Annotated in this window: 16 protein-coding genes; 3 read left to right on the top strand and 13 right to left on the bottom strand. The window is 68.9% G+C overall.

Translation table 11 applies throughout. The features are described from left to right. Nucleotides 1–170 precede the first annotated feature (170 nt). The 4 genes from RT91_RS10100 to RT91_RS10115 are packed head-to-tail and all read right to left on the bottom strand — an operon-like array spanning nucleotide 171 to nucleotide 4,249. Nucleotides 171–539, bottom strand: coding sequence for a hypothetical protein (locus RT91_RS10100; RefSeq protein WP_007424448.1), 369 nt, complete (start codon nucleotides 537–539; stop codon nucleotides 171–173). Then, nucleotides 539–1,153, bottom strand: coding sequence for a cytochrome c oxidase subunit 3 (locus tag RT91_RS10105; RefSeq protein WP_035187110.1), 615 nt, complete (start codon nucleotides 1,151–1,153; stop codon nucleotides 539–541). Before RT91_RS10105 ends, RT91_RS10100 begins: the two co-directional genes overlap by 1 nt. Then, complete coding sequence (locus RT91_RS10110; RefSeq protein WP_011941987.1) at nucleotides 1,150–3,219, bottom strand: cbb3-type cytochrome c oxidase subunit I; 2,070 nt, start codon at nucleotides 3,217–3,219, stop codon at nucleotides 1,150–1,152. The genes RT91_RS10105 and RT91_RS10110 overlap by 4 nt, the downstream gene beginning before the upstream one ends. Nucleotides 3,220–3,244: 25 nt before the next feature. Next, on the bottom strand, nucleotides 3,245–4,249 hold the full coding sequence (locus RT91_RS10115; RefSeq protein ID WP_013639625.1) for a cytochrome c oxidase subunit II: 1,005 nt from the start codon (nucleotides 4,247–4,249) through the stop codon (nucleotides 3,245–3,247). A gap of 377 nt (nucleotides 4,250–4,626) precedes the next feature. On the opposite strand from RT91_RS10115, the gene RT91_RS10120 reads away from it, so the two are divergent. Then, nucleotides 4,627–5,439, top strand: coding sequence for a hypothetical protein (locus RT91_RS10120; protein ID WP_240314259.1), 813 nt, complete (start codon nucleotides 4,627–4,629; stop codon nucleotides 5,437–5,439). A 13-nt stretch (nucleotides 5,440–5,452) separates the two neighbouring features. Here RT91_RS10120 and RT91_RS10125 read toward each other — a convergent pair whose 3' ends face one another. Next, a complete protein-coding gene (locus RT91_RS10125; protein WP_011941990.1) occupies nucleotides 5,453–6,463 on the bottom strand; it encodes a bile acid:sodium symporter family protein in 1,011 nt (336 codons plus the stop codon). 60 nt (nucleotides 6,464–6,523) lie between these two features. On the opposite strand from RT91_RS10125, the gene RT91_RS10130 reads away from it, so the two are divergent. Next, complete coding sequence (locus tag RT91_RS10130) at nucleotides 6,524–7,438, top strand: LysR family transcriptional regulator (RefSeq protein WP_035187173.1); 915 nt, start codon at nucleotides 6,524–6,526, stop codon at nucleotides 7,436–7,438. A gap of 27 nt (nucleotides 7,439–7,465) precedes the next feature. Here RT91_RS10130 and RT91_RS10135 read toward each other — a convergent pair whose 3' ends face one another. Continuing rightward, a complete protein-coding gene (locus RT91_RS10135) occupies nucleotides 7,466–8,329 on the bottom strand; it encodes a methyltransferase domain-containing protein (RefSeq protein ID WP_013639622.1) in 864 nt (287 codons plus the stop codon). Between the two features lie 751 nt (nucleotides 8,330–9,080). On the opposite strand from RT91_RS10135, the gene RT91_RS10140 reads away from it, so the two are divergent. Next, nucleotides 9,081–11,558: a GGDEF domain-containing phosphodiesterase gene (locus tag RT91_RS10140; protein WP_051788240.1), complete on the top strand. Its 2,478-nt coding sequence runs from the start codon at nucleotides 9,081–9,083 to the stop codon at nucleotides 11,556–11,558. Nucleotides 11,559–11,577: 19 nt separating this feature from the next. Here RT91_RS10140 and RT91_RS10145 read toward each other — a convergent pair whose 3' ends face one another. From RT91_RS10145 to nuoI, 7 genes are all read right to left on the bottom strand, one after another. Then, nucleotides 11,578–12,009, bottom strand: a complete 432-nt coding sequence (locus RT91_RS10145; RefSeq protein WP_007423364.1) for a CBS domain-containing protein — start codon at nucleotides 12,007–12,009, stop codon at nucleotides 11,578–11,580. A gap of 283 nt (nucleotides 12,010–12,292) precedes the next feature. Beyond that, a complete protein-coding gene (locus tag RT91_RS10150; RefSeq protein WP_035187176.1) occupies nucleotides 12,293–13,753 on the bottom strand; it encodes an NADH-quinone oxidoreductase subunit N in 1,461 nt (486 codons plus the stop codon). Nucleotides 13,754–13,764: 11 nt separating this feature from the next. Continuing rightward, on the bottom strand, nucleotides 13,765–15,282 hold the full coding sequence (gene nuoM / locus RT91_RS10155) for an NADH-quinone oxidoreductase subunit M (protein WP_035187114.1): 1,518 nt from the start codon (nucleotides 15,280–15,282) through the stop codon (nucleotides 13,765–13,767). After that, a complete protein-coding gene (gene nuoL, locus RT91_RS10160; protein ID WP_007423367.1) occupies nucleotides 15,279–17,135 on the bottom strand; it encodes an NADH-quinone oxidoreductase subunit L in 1,857 nt (618 codons plus the stop codon). Before nuoL ends, nuoM begins: the two co-directional genes overlap by 4 nt. A 4-nt stretch (nucleotides 17,136–17,139) precedes the next feature. Then, nucleotides 17,140–17,448: an NADH-quinone oxidoreductase subunit NuoK gene (gene nuoK / locus RT91_RS10165; RefSeq protein ID WP_007423368.1), complete on the bottom strand. Its 309-nt coding sequence runs from the start codon at nucleotides 17,446–17,448 to the stop codon at nucleotides 17,140–17,142. Between the two features lie 4 nt (nucleotides 17,449–17,452). After that, entirely contained in the window at nucleotides 17,453–17,953 is a 501-nt protein-coding gene (nuoJ, locus tag RT91_RS10170) for an NADH-quinone oxidoreductase subunit J (RefSeq protein WP_011941998.1), read from the bottom strand. Nucleotides 17,954–17,984: 31 nt separating this feature from the next. After that, nucleotides 17,985–18,497: an NADH-quinone oxidoreductase subunit NuoI gene (gene nuoI, locus RT91_RS10175; protein WP_007423370.1), complete on the bottom strand. Its 513-nt coding sequence runs from the start codon at nucleotides 18,495–18,497 to the stop codon at nucleotides 17,985–17,987. Nucleotides 18,498–18,505: the final 8 nt, after the last annotated feature.

The following is an 18,505-nucleotide window of genomic DNA, read 5'->3' on the forward strand; positions in this document are numbered from 1 at the left end:
GCCAGGGCAGCGCGGCCCGCAGGAGCGCCTCGTAGCTGCGGCGGTCGCCCGCCTGCGCGGCCGCGAGCAGGGCGGCCCAGTCGCGCTGCGTCTGCATGAGGGGATGATGCGCGAGGACGCAGGCGGTGTAAACGCGCGCGCACGCCCGGTGTGTCAACGCGCGCGGGCGTTTACGGGCCGAGGCCGCCGTGCAGCGGGATCTCCAGCATGGTGCGGGCCTGGAGGGAATGGAACATGATGTCGGTCAGGCCGATGGTGACGACGAAGAGCGGCAGGACGAGGACGAGGGCGACCGTCTTCCAGATCTGCGTCTCGCCGAGGCCGAGGCGGAAGAGGAACAGCGCCTGGGAGACGAGGGCGACGACGGCGAGGCAGCCGGCGCCCGCCATCCGCATCGCCGGCGTGCCGGCGTGGAGCAGCGTGAGCAGCAGGGCGACCGCCATCGCCAGCAGGGCCAGCAGCGTGCCGGCCACGGCGGCCGGCGCGCTGACGAGGGCGATTTCGGGATGGTCGAGCGGATCGGCGTGGCGGGCGGACATCACATCGCTCCCTGGAGATAGACGAAGACGAAGACGCAGACCCAGATCGCCGCCTGGAACTGCCAGAACATCTGCATGTTGAGCAGGCGCGTGACGACCGGGGCGGTGAAGCCGAAGGCGAGGACCTGCACGATCATCACCCCCATCCACAGCAGGCCGAAGATGACGTGCAGCCCGTGGGTGGCCACGAGGAGGAAGAACATCGAGAGGAAGGCGCTGCGTTCGGGCGTGTCGCCGGCCATGACCAGGGTGACCAGGTCGCGCAGTTCGAGGGCGACGAAGCCGGTGCCGAGCAGGGCCGCGAGCAGCAGGAAGCCGGCGGCCGCCGGCCGGCTGCGGCGCTTCATGCCGGCCATGGCGAGGCTGCCGGACAGGACCGCGCCGAACAGCAGGATGGTCTGCCAGAAGGCCTCGACCGGGTGGACGATGGCGCGCGCGGTGGGACCGCCGGCGGCGTTCCAGGCGTGATCGAGCACGCCGTAGGAGGCGAAGAGGGCGGCGAAGATCAGCGCGTCGCTCATCATGTAGAGCCAGAAGCCGTAGGTCTGCGTGCCGATCGCATCGTGCGCGGGGGGCTCGCCGCGCACCCAGAGGGTGAGATCCGTATCGCTCATGAGAACAGCTCCAGCTCGGCGACCGGCGGGCTGATATGGTCGGCCGAAATGTCGGACAGGTGCTGCCCGGCCTCGTGCCGGCGCAACTCCTCGGCGGTGAGCACGAACTCGGTCTGCCGCACGAAGGAGCGGGCGATGACGACCGCGATGATCCCGAGCAGGGAGAGGCCGGCGAGCCACCAGATCCGCCAGACCATGCCGAAGCCGAAGCCCATGGACAGCGCGCCGATCAGCAGCGGCGCCACCGTGTTCTTCGGCAAATGGATGTCCGCCGTGATGTCGGGCTGCACCGACTCGACCCCGCGCTCGCGCCGCCAGGCCAGCTCGTCGCGCTCGTTCACGACGGGAATGACGGCGTAATTGTAGAAGGGCACCGGGGTGCGGGTGAGCCATTCGAGCGTGCGGCCGGTGGTCCAGCAATCGGCGCCGGCGCGGTTGCGCGCGCGATCGCGGATGCTCACCCAGATCATCTTCGCGAAGTAGTAGACCGAGACGCAGTAGAAGAAGATGCCGATTTCCTCGACGATCAGCAGCGGCTCGTAGCCGGGGTTGGAGAGATAGTCGAGCCGGCGGGTCATGCCCATCAGGCCGAGGGCGAACATGGCGCCGAAGACCAGCACGGTGCCCACCGAGAAGGACCAGAAATTCGCGCGCGCCGAGGGCGCGTCGAGATGGAAGCCGAAGAGCTTGGGAAACCAGAAGATGATGGCGCCGAAGATCGCGTAGGCGATCAGCAGCATCATGCAGTGGAAATGCGCCACCACAAACACGCTGTTATGCACCGTGTAGTTGATGGCGGGGATGGCCAGCATCATGCCGGTGAGGCCGCCGACCAGGAGGAGGAACAAGGCACCCAGCGCCCAGAGCATCGGCGGCTCGAAGCGCAGGCGGCCGCGCCAGAGCGTCAGCGCCCAGTTGAACACCTTCACGCCGGTCGGGATGCCGACGAGCATGGTGGCGGTGCTGAAGAAGATGTTGATCCCCGGCCCGGCGCCCATGGTGAAGAAATGGTGCAGCCAGACGCCCCAGGAAATGCCGCCGATGGCGAAGGTGGCGATGACCATCGTCGCGTAGCCGAAGAGCGGCTTTTCGGCGAAGGTGGGGATGATTTCGGAGATGAAGCCGAAGGCCGGCAGGACGACGAAATAGACTTCCGGATGCCCCCAGATCCAGAACAGGTTGGTGTAGAGCATCAGGTTGCCGCCGAGACCGGCGGTGAAGAAATGGGTGCCGAGATAGCGGTCGGCGCCGAGCATCGCCAGGGCGACGCCGAGGATGGGAAAGGCCGTCAGCGCGATGATGTTGGTCGTCAGCGAGGTCCAGACCACGAAGGGCAGCCGCGACCAGGTCATGCCCGGAGCGCGGAGTTTCACGATCGTCGCGATCATGTTGATCGCGTTGAGCGTGGTGCCGACGCTGCCGATCTGGATCGCCCACATCCAGTAATCGACGCCGACGCCGGGACTGTAGGGCAGTTCGGTGAGCGGGATCAGGCCGATCCAGCCGTCATGCGAGAAGTCGCCGACGAAGAGCGAGAGCATCACCAGCGCCGCGGCGACGGCGGTGAGCCAGAGGCCGACGGCGTTGAGGTAGGGAAACGCCATGTCGCGCGCGCCGATCTGCAGCGGGACGATGATGTTCGACAGGCCGGTGAGCAGCGGGGTGACGGCGAGCAGGATCATGATCACGCCGTGCGAGCTGTAGATCTGGTCGAAATGGAAGGGCGGGAGGTAGCCGTGCAGGGCCTGCAGGTGGCCGGGCGAATGCGGACCGTCCGCCATCATCTGCTGGGTGCGGATCATCAGCCCGTCGATGAAGCCGCGGAACATCATCACGAGGCCGACGATGACATACATCACGCCGATCTTCTTGTGATCGAGCGTCGTCAGCCATTCGCGGAAGAGATAGCCCCAGCGGCCGGAGAGGGTGATGGCGGCGATGACGATGACGGCCGCGCCGGCGGCGAAGACGAAGGCGCCGTCGACGATCGGGCTCGTGTAGGGGATGGCACTCAGAGTCAGGCGCCCGAGCAGCGGCGACCATGGACCTTGAAGATGAACGAGCACGCAGTCTTCCTTTCCGCTGCCGGCGTCAGCCGGATGTTCCGCGCGACGCGGCCGGATGAGAGAAATAGCTGGCCCCGGCGCGCAGGTCCCGCGCCATCGCTTCGGTGAGGCGGGGCGGAACCGGGTAGGTCTTGCCGTTGCGCGACGCCTCGACGATGCGGCGGAACAGGTGCGGCGCCGGGGCGCTGAAATAGCGCGGCCGCTGGTCGAGATTGATCGTCGGCCGCGCGAAACGCTCGAAGGTGGCGTAGGTCAGCGCGGCCGGGGCGGCTGCCGCGTGGCGCACGAATTTCGCGAATCCCCTCTTGCCGACGACATCGGTGGCAAAGCGCATCCAGGAGAAGCCGGCGCCGCTGAAATTGGCGGCGAAGCCCTCGTAGCGCCCCTGGCCGTTGGCGCGCATCGCATCCTTGGTGCGCATGCCGGGCATCACGTCGATCATGTCGGTGAGCTGGGGGATGAAGAAGTCGTTGACGACGCTGGTCGAGGTCAGGCGGAACTCGACATTGCGGCCGGCGGGCACGACGAGCCGGTCGACGCTGGCGACATGCTGCTTCGGATAGATGAAGAGCCACTGCCAGTCGGTTGCGACGACGTCGATCTTCAGCGGGTGCGAGCGCCCTGCCCTCGCCGGCATGCGCAGGACATGCGGGCCGTAGGGATCGACCGCGAAGGTGCCGTTGTAGGAGGCATAGGCAAGGCCGGCGACGACGACGATCGGGATTCCCCACATGACGGCTTCGAGCTTCAGGGAGTGGCTGAAGCCGGGGCTGTAGGCGGCGGCGCGGGAGCGGCGGTAGCGCCAGATGCACCAGAGGATGAAGCACGCCGTCGGCACGATGATGAAGGCCATCACGACGACGTCGATGATGGTGAAATTCAGCGACGCGCGGGCGACCGGCCCCTTCGGGTCGAACACGCGGAACGGCCCGCCGGAACAGCCGGTGAGCAGCAATGGCGTTAGCGGCGCCAGACGGCGCCACGGGCGGAACCGCCGTTCCTTCAGACGCGCCTCATCACACAACGACAATGCGATCCTCCGTCATGATCGCCGTTGAAATAAGGGCAGCGGACTGGAGTGACCACCCTGTTTCCGGAATCTCACAGGGGGTTCAGAGCAAGTTTATGTGACAGCAAGTTTCCGTGAGCGATAGAAAAGATCGATATCGGCATTGGGCTTTTTCGATCGATGGCGCGCGGTGGGTGCGCGGCGTGGCGGCGGCGAAACGATTCCGCTTTCGCCGGGCCGGCGCTGGTGTTAGTTTCTCTTGCATGACCGATGCCGACGCCACTGCCCTGCCCGCGGATGGGGAGCGAACGCCCGTGCCGCATCGCGCTATCTGCCGCCTGGCGCGCAGGAGGGTGCTGTGGCTCGCGGCCTCGGCACCGTTGATGATGGGAGCGAGCATGACGGCAGACGCCGCGACGCCGACCGGGGCGAGCCTTCTCACCGCGCCGCTCTCGCTCGCGGGATCGTGGCGCGGCTCGGCGCCCGGCGATGTGCTCGCGGTGCTCGGGCGGATGCGCGCCGCGTGCCTCGACGGGATCAGGCTTGTCTCCGACCGGCAGCCGGCGGCGCTGCGGGTGCAGGACGTTGCCTCGGGCCCGCCGCATGTCTGGCTGCATACCGATGCGCCGGGTACCGCGATCGTCGCCGTCGATGTCGGCGCGCGGGACTGGATCAATCTCTCCTACCAGTTCGGCCATGAGCTCGGCCATGTGATGGCCAATAGCTGGATGTGGGGCGATGCGCCGCGCAACCCGTGCCAGTGGCTGGAGGAGGCGGTGGTGGAGGCGTTCTCGCTGCGCGGCCTCGGGCGGCTGGCGGAGGGCTGGGCGGTGGCGCCGCCGTTTCCGCACAACAATGCCTATGCGGCGCCGATCCGCGCGTATCGGCGGAACCTGCTCGAACAGGATCTGGCGGAGGCGCGGGCGCAGGGCGCCGATGCCGGGCTCGGCGGCTGGTATGCGGCGCAGGCGGGCTTCCTCGCGACGCATGGGACCGTGATCGCCGCCCGGCCCGCCGTGCCCGCGGTGCTGGAACTGCTGGAGGCGGACGAGACGGCGGTGGCCGATATCGGCGCGCTGAACCGCTGGCCGGAGCGGAGCCACCTGCCGCTCGGCACCTATCTCGCGCGCTGGCGGGAGAGCTGCGCCGAACTCGGGCTCGCGGGGCTTCTGCCCGGCGAGCTCGCGCGGCTGCTCAAGCCGGGGCGGTAGGCGGACCCCGGCGTCAGGCCGCAAGGCGGCGTTCGGGGGCGGCGATGGCGGGAGCCGCCGCCGGCTGGCGGGCGAAGCGCTGGGCGATCAGCGTGCAGACGAAGAGCTGGAACTGGTGGAACAGCATCAGCGGCAGCACGATCAGCCCGACGGTCTGCGCCGGGAAGAGGATGTTCGCCATCGGGATGCCGCTCGCCAGCGATTTCTTGGAGCCGCAGAAGATGAGGGTGATCCGATCCTCGCGCGAGAAGCCGAGCGCGCCGGCGAGGCTGGTGACGGTGAGCACCAGCGCGAGCAGCGCCGCATCGACCAGCATGACCAGGACCAGGCTTTCCGGCGAGACGCGCGACCAGATGCCGCCGACCATGCCGGCGCTGAAGGCGGCATAGACCACGACGAGGATCGAGCCGCGATCGACGATGGTGGTGATCAGGCGGTGGCGTTGCAGGACGGGGCCAAGGATGGGGCGGAGCAGCTGGCCGGCCGCGAAGGGGGCGAGGAGCTGGAGCGCGATGTCTTCCAGCGCGCCGGCGCTGAACCCGCCCTTCGCGTGCAGCAGCAGCATGACCAGGAGCGGCGTGATCACCATGCCGGCGAGGTTCGAGACCGACGCGCTGCACAGCGAGGCGGGCACGTTGCCGCGGGAGATCGAGGTGAAGGCGATGGATGACTGCACCGTGGAGGGCAGGATGGCAACGAAGATGATGCCGGTGGCCAGCGCCGGCGGCAGGGCGGAGCCGAGCAGGGTGACCGCGGCGAGGCCGAGGGCGGGAAACAGGATGAAGGTGCAGGCGAACACCGCGCCCTGGAGCCGCCAGTGCAGCAGGCCGCGCAGGACCTCGGCGGTGGAGAGTTTGGCGCCGTAGACGAAGAACAGCAGGGCGACGACCCAGTGAACCGCGTGCCCGACCACGACGGCGGCGAGGCCGCGCGCGGGCAGCAGCGCGGCGAGCGCCACGGTGCCGAGGAGGAAGAACAGGTAGGGGTCGATCCCGAGGCGGGACAGCGTGGCGCGTATGGACATGACGCCGATGTAGCAGGATGCCGGTCATGGACAATCGTGATGAACGTGATATCGGCAATCATGATTTATGATAATCATGCTGGCCAGGCGCCGGCGCGCCCGCGATTCGAGCCGGTGCTGCTGCGGAGTTTCATCGCGGTGGTCGAGGCGCGCAGCTTCACCCGCGCGGCGCGGCATCTCGGCCTGCGGCAGTCGACCGTGAGCCAGCACGTGGCGCGGCTGGAGGCGCTGGCCGGGCGGCGGCTGATCGCGCGGGATACGCACCGCGTCTCGCCGACGCCGGATGGCGACGCGCTGCTGGATTTCGCGCGCCGGCTGCTGGAGGCGGAGGCGCGGATCGACGCCTATTTCGCGGCGAGCGCGCTGCGCGGGCGGATCCGGATCGGCGCGTCGGAGGATTTCGTGTTCAGCGCCTTGCCGGAGGTGCTGGCCGATTTCGCCGGGCGGCATCCGGAGGTGGATCTCGAACTGACGGTGGGGCTGAGCCAGACGCTCTATGCAGGTTTCGACGCCGGCGAACTCGACCTGATCTTCGCGAAGCGGCGGGCGGGCGACCGGCGCGGGCGGGTGGCCTGGGCGGAGGAGCTGGTGTGGATCGCGCGGCCGGGGAAGCGGCCGGTTGCGGGGCAGCCGGTGCCGCTGGTGCTCTACCCACCGCCGAGTGTGACGCGGGAGCGGGCGCTGGAGGCGATGGACCGGGCGCATCTGCCGTGGCGGATCGCGTGCAGTTCGGGCAGCCTGAGCGGGTTGCGGGCGGCGGCGCTGGCCGGGCTCGGGTTCGCCGCGCACGCGGCCCGGCTGATTCCGCCGGGCCTCGCGCCGGTGCCGCCGGATGCCGGGCTGCCGCTCCTGGGACTCACCGAGTTCGTGGTGATCGGCCCGGAGGGACGGCATCCGGCGGCGGCGCTGGCCGAGGCGCTGCTCTCGGCCTCGGACCGGATCCGGTCCGCCGGAATCACGCCGGGCAGCGGCTGAGGACGCGGGCCGGCCCGGCGCGCCGGGTCAGGGCACCCGCCCGATCGCCACGAATTCGCAGGCGAAGCCGAAATCGTCGGCGGCGAAGCTGGCATCGAGCGCCCGCATCGCCTCGTCGAATTCGGCCGCGGTCATCAGCCCGGCGCCGATCAGACGGTCGCGCTGGTTCAGGTAGAACTCCTTCTGATGCGTTTCGAGCTCGGAATCGCGACCGTAGGTGAGGCCGAGGCGCACGCGCGGGACGGCCAGCACCTGCACGTCCGCGAGCCCGGCGGCGCGGAACATCCGGTAGAGACGCCGCCCGACCTGCCGCCCGGCGCCGACCGAGGCCTGCAACTGACGGACCGCGCCGTTCAGCCGCTCCAGGGCCGGAGGTTCGTCGGGGTAGGAGAACCAAGCGCCGTCATCGACCTCCATGACCGCGACGCGGCCGCCGGGGGCGGTGGCGCGGACCATTTCGGCGAGCGCGGCCTCCGGCCGTTCGAGGTGCTGGAACAGGAAGCGGCTCAGCGTGAGGTCCTGGCTGGCGGATTCGACCGGCAGCGCATAGGCGTCTGCCAGCCGGGCATCGACCGCGAGGTGCAGCGCGGCGGCGAGGTCCCGCAGCAGCGAGAGGCCGTGGGCGTCGTTGTCGACGGCGGTGATCCGGGCTTCGGGACCGCACATCCAGGCAAGGTCGAGGCACAGGGCGCCGGTGCCGGCGCCGACATCGAGCACGCGGACCGGCCCGCGCGACAGGCCGAACACCGGCAGCACCGCGAGGCGCTGGAAATGCGTATGCATGCTCTGGCGCAGGAGCCAGGCAAGGTCGCCGCCTTTCGGCAGCAGCTTCCGTGTTGCCTGCGCTACGCGCGCCGTCCATGCCACCAAGGCGGCGTTGTCTGCTGTCACTCTACCTCCGGAACAATCGGCTTTTGCGAATCGGCGCGGGAAGTGCGCCCGGGCGAGGCTGGCGGCACCCTGCGGCATGGCAGGTCCGCGCCGCGGCTTGCGTTGGTCCGATGCAGGTCATTCGCCAGTGCAACCGCGCCTCGTGGATTTTCCCGATGCGGAAAGATGTAACATGCGCCTGTTAATTTTCGATTAAGGCGCGACATTGGAATGGATGCCGGGAAAGCCCCGGTTGGCGCGCTTGCGGCATCGGCGTATCGTCGCGCGGTGGCGATGCCGCCTTCCGCGACCCGCACCTTGCGCGCCGATGCGGACCCGGTTTGAAAAGGCTACAGTCTGGACCATGATTTTTCGGAAACCGGCGTGGCGAGGCGCGTTTGATTTTCTGTTGCGGCTTCGGCAATTGCTTTTTATTAAAAAAATGACAAAATTTAGGCAATTCGACTATTGTGCCGCAAAAACAAGACGAATCCGCCATGGTGGAACAGTTCGGATCAACAGCTCCCGGAATGCCGGCACATGAATAGGCTTGTTTATGCTTTTTTGTTCGTTGGGATGTGAGTCTGTTCAATACAGACGACCGGATCGCGCCGCCATGAAGTCGGCGCGGCCGGATGCGGCGGTCGCTGCCGGCCGCCTTGGGCGGCGCGCCGATGCCCGGCCGGGTCAGGTCAGATAACAATGGATCGACGATGAGATCCCGCCGGCCCGGCATCGGGGCCAAGGCTGGCCGGGCCGGACTCCCGCCGGGATGACGCTCGCCGGCAACAGGCCCGACGATTTCACCGACATCGTCAATCTCGCGGTGGAGGAGAGCGGAACGGGGATCTGGGATCGCGACGTCGTGACCGGGGAGATCCGGTATTCGCGGGGCTGGTGGCGGATCCTGGGCTATGCCGAGATGCCGGCCCGCTCGCATATCGAGGCGGCCTATGCCCGCGTCCACCCGGATGACCTCGACTATGTCCGGCAGACGATGCAGGACCATTTCGACCGGAGGACCGCGCGCTATGAGGTCGAGCATCGGCTGCGCTGCGCCGATGGATCGTACAAATGGGTTCTCAGCCGGGGCATGGTGGTTGAGCGCGACATCGCGGGTCGCCCGGTGCGCATGGTCGGCACGACGACCGACATCACCACGCTGCGCACCCTTGCCGAGGAGCTGGCGCGGGAGAAGGCCGAGGCGCGTTTTCGCGCCGAGCAGCTCGCCGAGCGCACGCGCGAACAGGCCGCCGCCCACCGGCTCGCGCAGATCGGCAGCTGGCAATGGGACCTTGCGGCCGGCGAGATCCGCTTCTCGCCCGAGACCTGGCAGCTCGCCGGCGGCGAGGCGCGGAACCGGCCGGTGACGCTCGACGAGTTGCGGGCACTGTTTCCGCCGGCCGATCGCCGGCTGATGCTGCGGCGGTTTGTCGCCGGGCTGAAGGCCGGACAGCCGGTGAGCGTGCAGCACCGGCTCACCGCGTTCGACGGACGGACGCTGGACGTGGTGTCGTACGCGGAGCCGATCGGCGAGGCGGGCGGCAGGGCGAGGCGGCTCAGGGGCGTGACCCAGGACGTGACGGCGTACCGGCGGATGCAGGCCGCGCTGCGATCGTCGGAGGCGCTGGCCTTTCGCGTGCTGGAGGCGACGCGGGATGCGGTGATCGTGTTCGATCGTGGCGGCCGCGCCCGGTTCGCCAACGCGCGGGCGGCGCGGTTCGCAGGCGCCGGGCAGGAGATCGTCGGCAACCGGCTCGCCGACCTGTTCCCCGGCACCGCGGGCCACCGGCTGGCGGCCGGCGCGGAGCGCGCGGCCGCGACCGGCGCGCCGGTGCGGCTCGAACTGTCATGGGCGCCGACCGGGCGCTGGCTGGAGGCCGATCTCTATCCGGGCGAGGATGACATCTCGCTGTTCGTCCGCGATGTCACCGAGCGGAAGCTGACGCAGGACCGGCTGATCGAGGCGGCGGAAACCGACTCGCTCACCGGGGAGTTCAACCGAAGGGGATTCTTCACCCGGCTCGAGGCGGCGCTGACCGCGCAGGCCAGGGGCCGCGCGATGGCGCTGATCTGCGCCGACGTGAACTACTTCACCGAGATCAACGATTCATTCGGCCACGGCGTGGGCGACGAGGTGCTGAAGACCGTCGCCCGCCGGCTGAAATCGTGCCTGCGGCCGAGGGACATCCTGGCGCGGACCGGCGGCGACGAATTCATGATCCTGCTGAACGGCATGCGCCGGCCGGGGGATGCGACGACGCTGGCGCGGCGGATCGTCGGCGCGATGGAGGAGCGGTTCGAGCTGGGCGACCTGTCGCTGCGGATCAGCCTGTCGATCGGCCTCGCGATCGCCTCGCTCGCGGATCGGGACGCGGCGCGGCTGTGCCGGCATGCCGATCTCGCGCTGTACGAGACGCGGACGGAGGCGCCGGGGAGTTTCCGGGTGTTCACGCCGGCGATGGAACAGGAGAGCCTGCGCAAGCGGCAGCTCAAGCGCGACCTCGCGGACGCGCTCGGGCGCAGCGAGCTCGAACTGGCGTTCCAGCCGATCGTCCGCACCGCGGATGGCACGATCGCCGCCGCGGAAACGCTGCTGCGCTGGAACCATCCGGAGCAGGGCCGCATTCCGCCGGCGGAGTTCATTCCGCTCGCCGAGGAGTCCGGCCTGATCGCGCCGATCGGCGCCTGGGTGCTGCGGCAGGCCTGCGCCGCCGCGTGCCGGTGGCCGGAAGCCGTCGGCCTTTCCGTCAATGTCTCGCCGCGGCAGATCGAACTGGCCGATCTGCCGGCGCTGGTGCGCGATGTGCTGGAGGCGACCGGGCTCGCCCCGCGCCGGCTTCATCTCGAGATCACCGAAACCGTTCTCGTCTCGCGCAACCGCCATTACCTGGCGACGCTGCACCGGCTGCGGGAGCTGGGCGTGCGGCTCGTGCTCGACGATTTCGGCACCGGCTATTCGTCCCTCGCCCAGCTCGATGCGTTTCGGTTCGACGCCATGAAGATCGACCAGTCCTTCCTCCGCCGGATCCGCGCGGAGACGGACGAGACGCCGATCCTGAACGCGATCGTCGGCATGGCCACGGCCATCAGGATGCCGATCACGGTGGAGGGCGTCGAAACCCAGGTGCAGCTCAACCATGTGCGCCGGCTCGGCGCGGCCTGCGTGCAGGGCTTCTATTTCGGCCAGCCCGTCAATGAGGCCGGCATGCAGGGGTTGCTCGCGCGGGGGTTGCCGGCGAGCCGGTGAGGCCCACGCGCGGGATGCGTCAGGAGACGATGTAGGCGCGCAGCGAATCGACCTCGAACTCGGCTTCCTCCAGCCGGGCCTTCACCAGATCGCCGATGCTGACGACGCCGGCCAGCACGCCGTCCTCGAAGACGGGGAGATGGCGGCAGCGATGCGTCGTCATCAGCAGCATCGCGTCGAGGATCGTCGCCTCGGGCGTGCAGGAGGCGACCAGCGTCGTCATCAGGTCGGCCGCCGTGCGGTCCTTGATGTCGCCGTCGAATTCGCCGACGAAGCGCATGATGTCGCGCTCGGAGAGCATGCCGACCAGCGCGCCGCGATCGTCGACCACCGGGGCGGCGCCGATGCGCTTGGCGGTGAGAAACCGCGCGGCCTGCGGGATGAAATGATTCGCGCTGAGCACGATGGCGCCCCAGCCCTTCTGGTCGAGCACCTGGCGTATCGTTGTCATGACTTTTCTCCGCGTTCCGTGAAGGACAGGACCGAAACGCCCGCCTGCATGGAGATCCGGCACAGGCGGATGCTGGAAACCGCTTTCCGGGCTGGTGCGCCTGCCCGTGCGGGCGGTGCATCCGACTATGGCGCGCCATGCGCGGGCCATCACTCAAACGTTATCGGGAGTATGACTCTTCCGCCGTCCCGATGCCAGCATTTTGAGGCGGCGTCGGGGTGACCAGCCATGCAGGATGCACAGCGGTAGGGCGCATGGCCATGACGGGCGGCGGTGGCGGCGGTCAGCCGTGGCCGATGGTCATGCGGATCAGCGCGAGGGCGGGCGCGGGATAGGCGCCGAGCACCACCAGCAGGACCAGCAGCGCGCCGATCACCGCGTTGCCGAGCGGGGGCACGGCGATCGGATGTCGCGCCTCCGCATCGCCGGGGGCGGGCAGCGCCATCGCGACGAGGATGCGCAGATAGTAGTAGAGGCCGATCACGCTGCCGAGCAGGAGTGCGGCGACCGGCCAGAACAGGGCGGTGCCGACGCCGGCGACGACGAGGTAGAACTTGGCGATGAAGCCCATCGTCGGCGGCATGCCGGCGAGCGAGAGCAGCATCAGCGCGAGGCTCGCGGCGAGGAACGGGCGGGTGCGGAACAGGCCGCGGTAATCCTCGATCCGGTCGGCATCGCGCCCCGCGCCCGGCGCGCTGAGCAGCGCGACGATGCCGAAGGCGCCGAGGCTGGTGACCGCGTAGGCGGCTAGGTAATAGGCCGCCGCATCGACGCCGAGCGCCGGGGCGGCGAGGAAGGCGACGAGCAGGTAGCCGAGATGGGCGATGGAGGAATAGGCGAGCAGGCGCTTCACGTTGGTCTGCAGCAGGGCGAGCAGGTTGCCGGCGAGCATGGACAGGATCGCGACCGCGGCGATGCCGGCGCGGAGCGAGACATCCGCATGAGCGCCGGCGAGGGCGAAGAAGCGCAGGATCACGGCAAAGACCGCGATTTTCGAGACGACGGCGATGAAGGCGGTGACAGGCGCGGGCGCGCCCTCGTACACGTCGGGCGTCCACATGTGGAACGGGACCAGCGAGAGCTTGAAGCCGACGCCGGCGAGAATGAGCGCGATGCCGGCGAGGCGGTAGAGATCGGCCGGGCCGGCTTGATGGGCGAGCGCGCCGATGCGGGCGAAGGACATCGAGCCGAAGGCGGCATAGATCAGCGCCATGCCGAACAGCAGGAAGGCGGAGGCGGCGCCGCTGAGGATGAGATATTTCGTGCCCGCCTCGGCCGCGCTGCCGCGCGGGCCGGCATAGGCGATCAGGCCGAGCAGCGAGATGCCGAGCGTTTCGATGCCGAGGAAGAACGAGGCGAAATGCACGCTCGCCGGCAGGATGGCGGCGCCCAGCGTCGCGGTGAGCAGGAGGAGATAGTATTCCTCGCGCGGCCCCTCGCCCACCCGGTCGAGATAGACCCAGGAGAGCGCGGCGACGACCAGGGCGGAGACGAGCACGAGGCCCGCGTAGAACAGGGCGGCGCCGTCGATCACGAACAGCTTCGTCACGGCGACGGGGGATGCGGGGGCGGCGAGCGGCAGGGCGATGCAGCAGAGCAGCAGGCCGGCGATGGTCGACAGGGCGACGAGGCGGTGATCGCGGCGGATGGCGATCAGCAGCATGACCAGGATCGTCACCGCGCCGAGCAGGGTGAAGGGCGCGAAGGCGGCGAAGGCCTTGGCGGTGAAGGCCGGGGCGGTCATGGCCGGGGCGGTCATGGCGCGCGCTCCGCGAGGTGCTCGGGCATCGAAGCCGAGACCGCGGCGCTGTGCTGCACGGCGGAGAGGCCTGGCGCCACCTCGTCGAAGACGGGCTGCGGATAGAGGCCGAGCCCGACGATGGCGACCACCAGCACCGCCATGACGGCGAGATGCGGCGCCGAGAGATCGGCGATCGCGCGATGGGGTGCCGGTTCCCGCGCCGCGCCGTGGAAGGCGCGCTGGACCAGCAGCAGCGAATAGGCGGCGGCGGCGACCAGCCCGAACGTGGCGATGACGGTGAAGACCACGCTGGCCTGGAAACTGCCGAGCAGGATGAGGAATTCACCGATGAAATTGCCGAGGCCGGGCAGGCCGAGCGAGGCGATGGCGAAGAACATGCCGCAGGCGGACAGGCGCGGCACCTGCCCCCAGAGCCCGCCCATGCGCCGCATGTCGCGGGTGTGGATGCGTTCCTGCAGGGCGCCGACCAGGACGAAGAGGGCGCCGGTGCTGATGCCGTGCGCCACCATCTGCGCGACCACGCCCTGCAGGGCGAGCGTGCTCCAGGCGAAGACGCCGAGCAGGACGAAGCCCATGTGGCTGATGCTGCTGTAGGCGACCAGGCGCTTGAGGTCGTTCTGGCCGAAGGCGAGCAGCGCGCCGTAGAGGATTCCGGCGACCGCGAGCGCCATCGCCACCGGCGCGAAGGCGTGCGCCGCCGCGGGAAACAGCGGCACCACGAAGCGGATCAGTCCGTAGGCGCCGGTCTTCAGCAGGATGCCGGCGAGCAGCACGGAACCCGCGGTCGGGGCTTCGGTGTGGGCGTCCGGCAGCCAGGTGTGGAACGGCACCGCCGGCAGCTTCACGGCGAAGGCGATGAAGAAGCCGAGCATCAGCAGGAAGCCGGTGGTCGGGCTCATTTTCGTGCCGAGCAGGGCGAAATAGTCGAAGGTGAGATCGCCGGTCGCGCGCTGGTGGATGAAGACGAGCACGAGGATCGACACCAGCATGAGCAGGCCGCTGCCCTGGGTGAAGAGGAAGAACTTGATCGCCGCGTAGGAGCGGTTCTCGTGGCCCCATAGCGCGATCATGAAATACATCGGCACCAGCATCAGTTCCCAGAAGAAGAAGAACAGGAACAGGTCGAGCGCGAGGAAGACGCCGATGACGCCGGTGGTGGTCCAGAGCAGGTTGGCGTGGAACAGGCCGGAGCGGTCGGTGATCTCGGTCCAGGAGATCACGACGCAGATGAGGCTGAGCACGATCGTCAGCAGGATCAGGACCAGGCTCAGCCCGTCGAGATCGAGTTCGAAGGAGATGCCGAGCTGCGGAATCCACGAGTGGTCGAACTGCGCGATCCAGGCGCCATGGCCGGGCGCGGCGGCGGCGCCGATCAGGGGGAGCGCCATGAGAAGTTCGAGCGTGAGCACCGCGATCGACACCCAGCGCGGGGCATCCGGGTTGCGGGCGCCGGCGATCCAGGCCAGCACGCCGCCGACCGCCGGGAAGATGAGGAGCCAGAACAGGATCATCGCAGCACCGCGATCGCGATGAGGCCGACCGAGCCGATGGCGAGGCTCGCGGCATAGAGGCGGACCCGGCCGGTCTGGGTGCGCCGGATCGCCCGGTGGATCGCCTGCGTGGCCCAGGCGATGCCGTCGTAGAAACTGTCGATGAAATCGTCGCGGTCGACCCGGGCTGCCCAGATCACGGGGCGGACCAGCAGGCGGTCATAGAGCGCGTCGAACCCGGCGGCGGCGTGCCAGAAGCGCCAGAGCGGCGTTTCGGCCGGCGGGCGCGACGGGCGCCAGTAGAGCACGGCGGCCAGCGCGATGCCGAGGATGGACGCGGCGCTGGCGAGCAGCAGCGGGGTCATGTCGGTCACCTCCCTGGTCGGGGGCAGCACCGGGGCGAGGAGCCTGGAGAGCAGCGTGACGTGGCCGAAGGCCGGCGGCAGTTCGATGAAGCCGCCGACCAGCGAGAGCACCGAGAGCACCACCAGCGGCACGATGACGCGCCAGCCGTAGGAGCCGCTGACATGGGTGTGTTCCTCGCCGAAAAAGGCGATGAAGACGGCGCGGAAGATGTAGACCCCGGTGACGAAGGCGCCGATGACGCCGGCGAGCCAGAGCACGCGGCCGCCATTGCCGTCGGCCCAGGCGCCCGAGAGGATCGCCTCCTTGCTGTAGAACCCCGAGGTGATCAGCGGCAGGGCGGCAAGGGCGGCGCTGCCGATCAGGAAGCTCCAGAAGGCGGCGGGCAGGCGCCGGGCGAGGCCGCCCATCCGGTAGATGTCCTGCTCGTGATGCAGGCGCATGGTGACGGCGCCGGCCGAGAGGAACAGCAGCGCCTTGAAGAAGGCGTGCGTCATGAAGTGGAACATCGCCGCGCGCCAGGCGCCGACGCCCAGGGCGAGGAACATGTAGCCGATCTGGCTCATCGTCGAATAGGCGAGGATGCGCTTGATGTCGTTCTGCGCGAGGGCGCTGAAGCCGGCGAGCAGCAGGGTCGCCGCGCCGACGATGCCGACGGTGATTTCCGCCGCCGGCGCGAGCAGGAACAGCACATGGGTGCGGGCGATGAGGTAGACGCCGGCGGTGACCATCGTCGCGGCGTGGATGAGCGCGCTGACCGGGGTGGGGCCGGCCATCGCGTCGGGCAGCCAGGTCTGCAGCGGCAACTGCGCGGACTTGCCGACGGCGCCGCCGAGCAGGAGGAAGGCGATCAGCGTCGCGGCCGGCGAGCCGGGATGCCAGGTGCGGGACGCGGCGTCCATCGCCCCGGCGATGTTCAGCGTGCCGAGGCGGCTCGCGATCAGCAGCAGGCCGATCAGGAAGGCGGTGTCGCCGACGCGGGTGACGATGAAGGCCTTGCGCGCGGCGAGGCCGTTGGCGGGGTCGCGCCACCAGAAGCCGATCAGCAGGTAGGAGCAGAGCCCGACCCCTTCCCAGCCGGCGTAGAGGACGAGGAAATTGTCGGCCATCACCAGCAGCAGCATGGCGGCGACGAAAAGGTTGAGATAGGCGAAGAAGCGGCCGTAGCCCTCCTCGCCCTCCATGAACTCGGTCGAGAAGAGATGGATGAGGAAGCCGACGCCGCTGGTGACGAGCATCATCAGCAGCGAGAGCGGATCGACCCGCAGGGCGATGCCGAAGGAGAAATGCCCGACCGCGAACCAGCGCCACAGGGACTGCTGGTAGGCGGCGCCGGCCGGCGGATCGAGCAGGAAGGCGCCGGCGATGGCGAAGGCGACGACGGCGGCGAGGCCGACCGAGAGCACGCCGATCAGCGCCTCGGCGCGGTGCGACAGGCGCCCGGTGCCGAGCATCAGGACGATCGAGCCGAGGAGCGGCAGCGCGGGGACGAGCCAGAGGAAATGCTGCATCTTTCTACCCCCTCAGACCGTCGCCGGCATCGGCATCGAGCGTGGGGATCCGCCGGTGCATCAGCAGGATGAGTGCCAGGCCGACCGAGACTTCCGCCGCGGCGAGCGTGAGGACGAGGATGAACATGATCTGCCCGTCCGGCGAGGCCCAGCGGGCGCCGGCGACGATGAAGGCGACGCCGGCCGCGTTCAGCATCACCTCGAGCGACATCAGCATGAACAGCAGGTTGCGGCGGACCAGCACGCCGACGAGGCCCAGCGCGAAGAGGACCGCGGCGAGCAGCAGGCCCTGGCCGAGCGGAACCGTCGCCATCCCGCTAGTCCGTTCCCATGATCGAGCGGCCGAGATGGAACGCCGCGACCAGGCCGGCGAGCAGGAGGAACGAGGCGAGCTCGACCGCGAGCATGTAGGGGCCGACCAGCGCCACACCGACCGCATGGGCGCTGATCACCGACGTGGCGGGGTGCCGCAGGCCGCCGGAGACGGCGACGGCGCCGAGCTCGATGGCCAGCAGCAGGGCCAGGATGGACGGGCCGACCCAGGTGGCGGGATGCAGCCAGCTGCTTTCGAGCCGGGCCGCCGCCTCGCCGATGTTCAGCATCATGATCACGAAGACGAACAGGACCATGATGGCGCCGGCGTAGATGATGACCTCCAGCGCCGCTGCGAAGGGCGCGCCGAGCACGAAGAACACGAGGGCGACGGCGAGCAGCGAGACCGTGAGATAGAGCAGCCCGTGCACGGCGGAGGGGCGGGTGATCATCATCGCCGTCGCGACGACCGCGATGATCGCGGAGATGACGAAGGTGGCGTTCATGTTCCGCTATGCCTCCCCTTCCCGTCCGCGTTCATGGCAGCAGGCTGCGCGTGTCGATCGGCTTGCGCTCGCGCGCGGCCTCGCCCTTGTCCTTGCCCGGGATCGCGAGGCCGGAGACGCGGTAGAAATTGTAGTCGGGATACTTGCCGGTGCCGCTGATCAGCAGGTGTTCCTTCTCGTAGACGAGGTTCTGCCGGTCGTATTCGCTCATCTCGAAATCCGGGGTGAGCTGGATCGCGTAGGTCGGGCAGGCTTCCTCGCAGAAGCCGCAGAAGATGCAGCGGGAGAAATTGATGCGGAAGAATTCGGGATACCACCTTCCCTCGGCTTCGGTCTTCTGCAGGCTGATGCAGTCGACCGGGCAGGCGACCGCGCAGAGATAGCAGGAGACGCAGCGTTCCTCGCCGTCGGGGTCACGGGTGAGCACGATCCGGCCGCGATAGCGCGGCGCGAGATAGGGCATCTCGTCGGGATAGGATACCGTCACGTTGCGCTGGAACAGGTGGAGGAACGTGTACCAGAGCGTGACCAGCGAACTCAGCATGATCCCCT

Origin of the sequence: Acidiphilium sp. JA12-A1, from assembly GCF_000724705.2 — a bacterium.
GTDB lineage: Bacteria > Pseudomonadota > Alphaproteobacteria > Acetobacterales > Acetobacteraceae > Acidiphilium > Acidiphilium multivorum.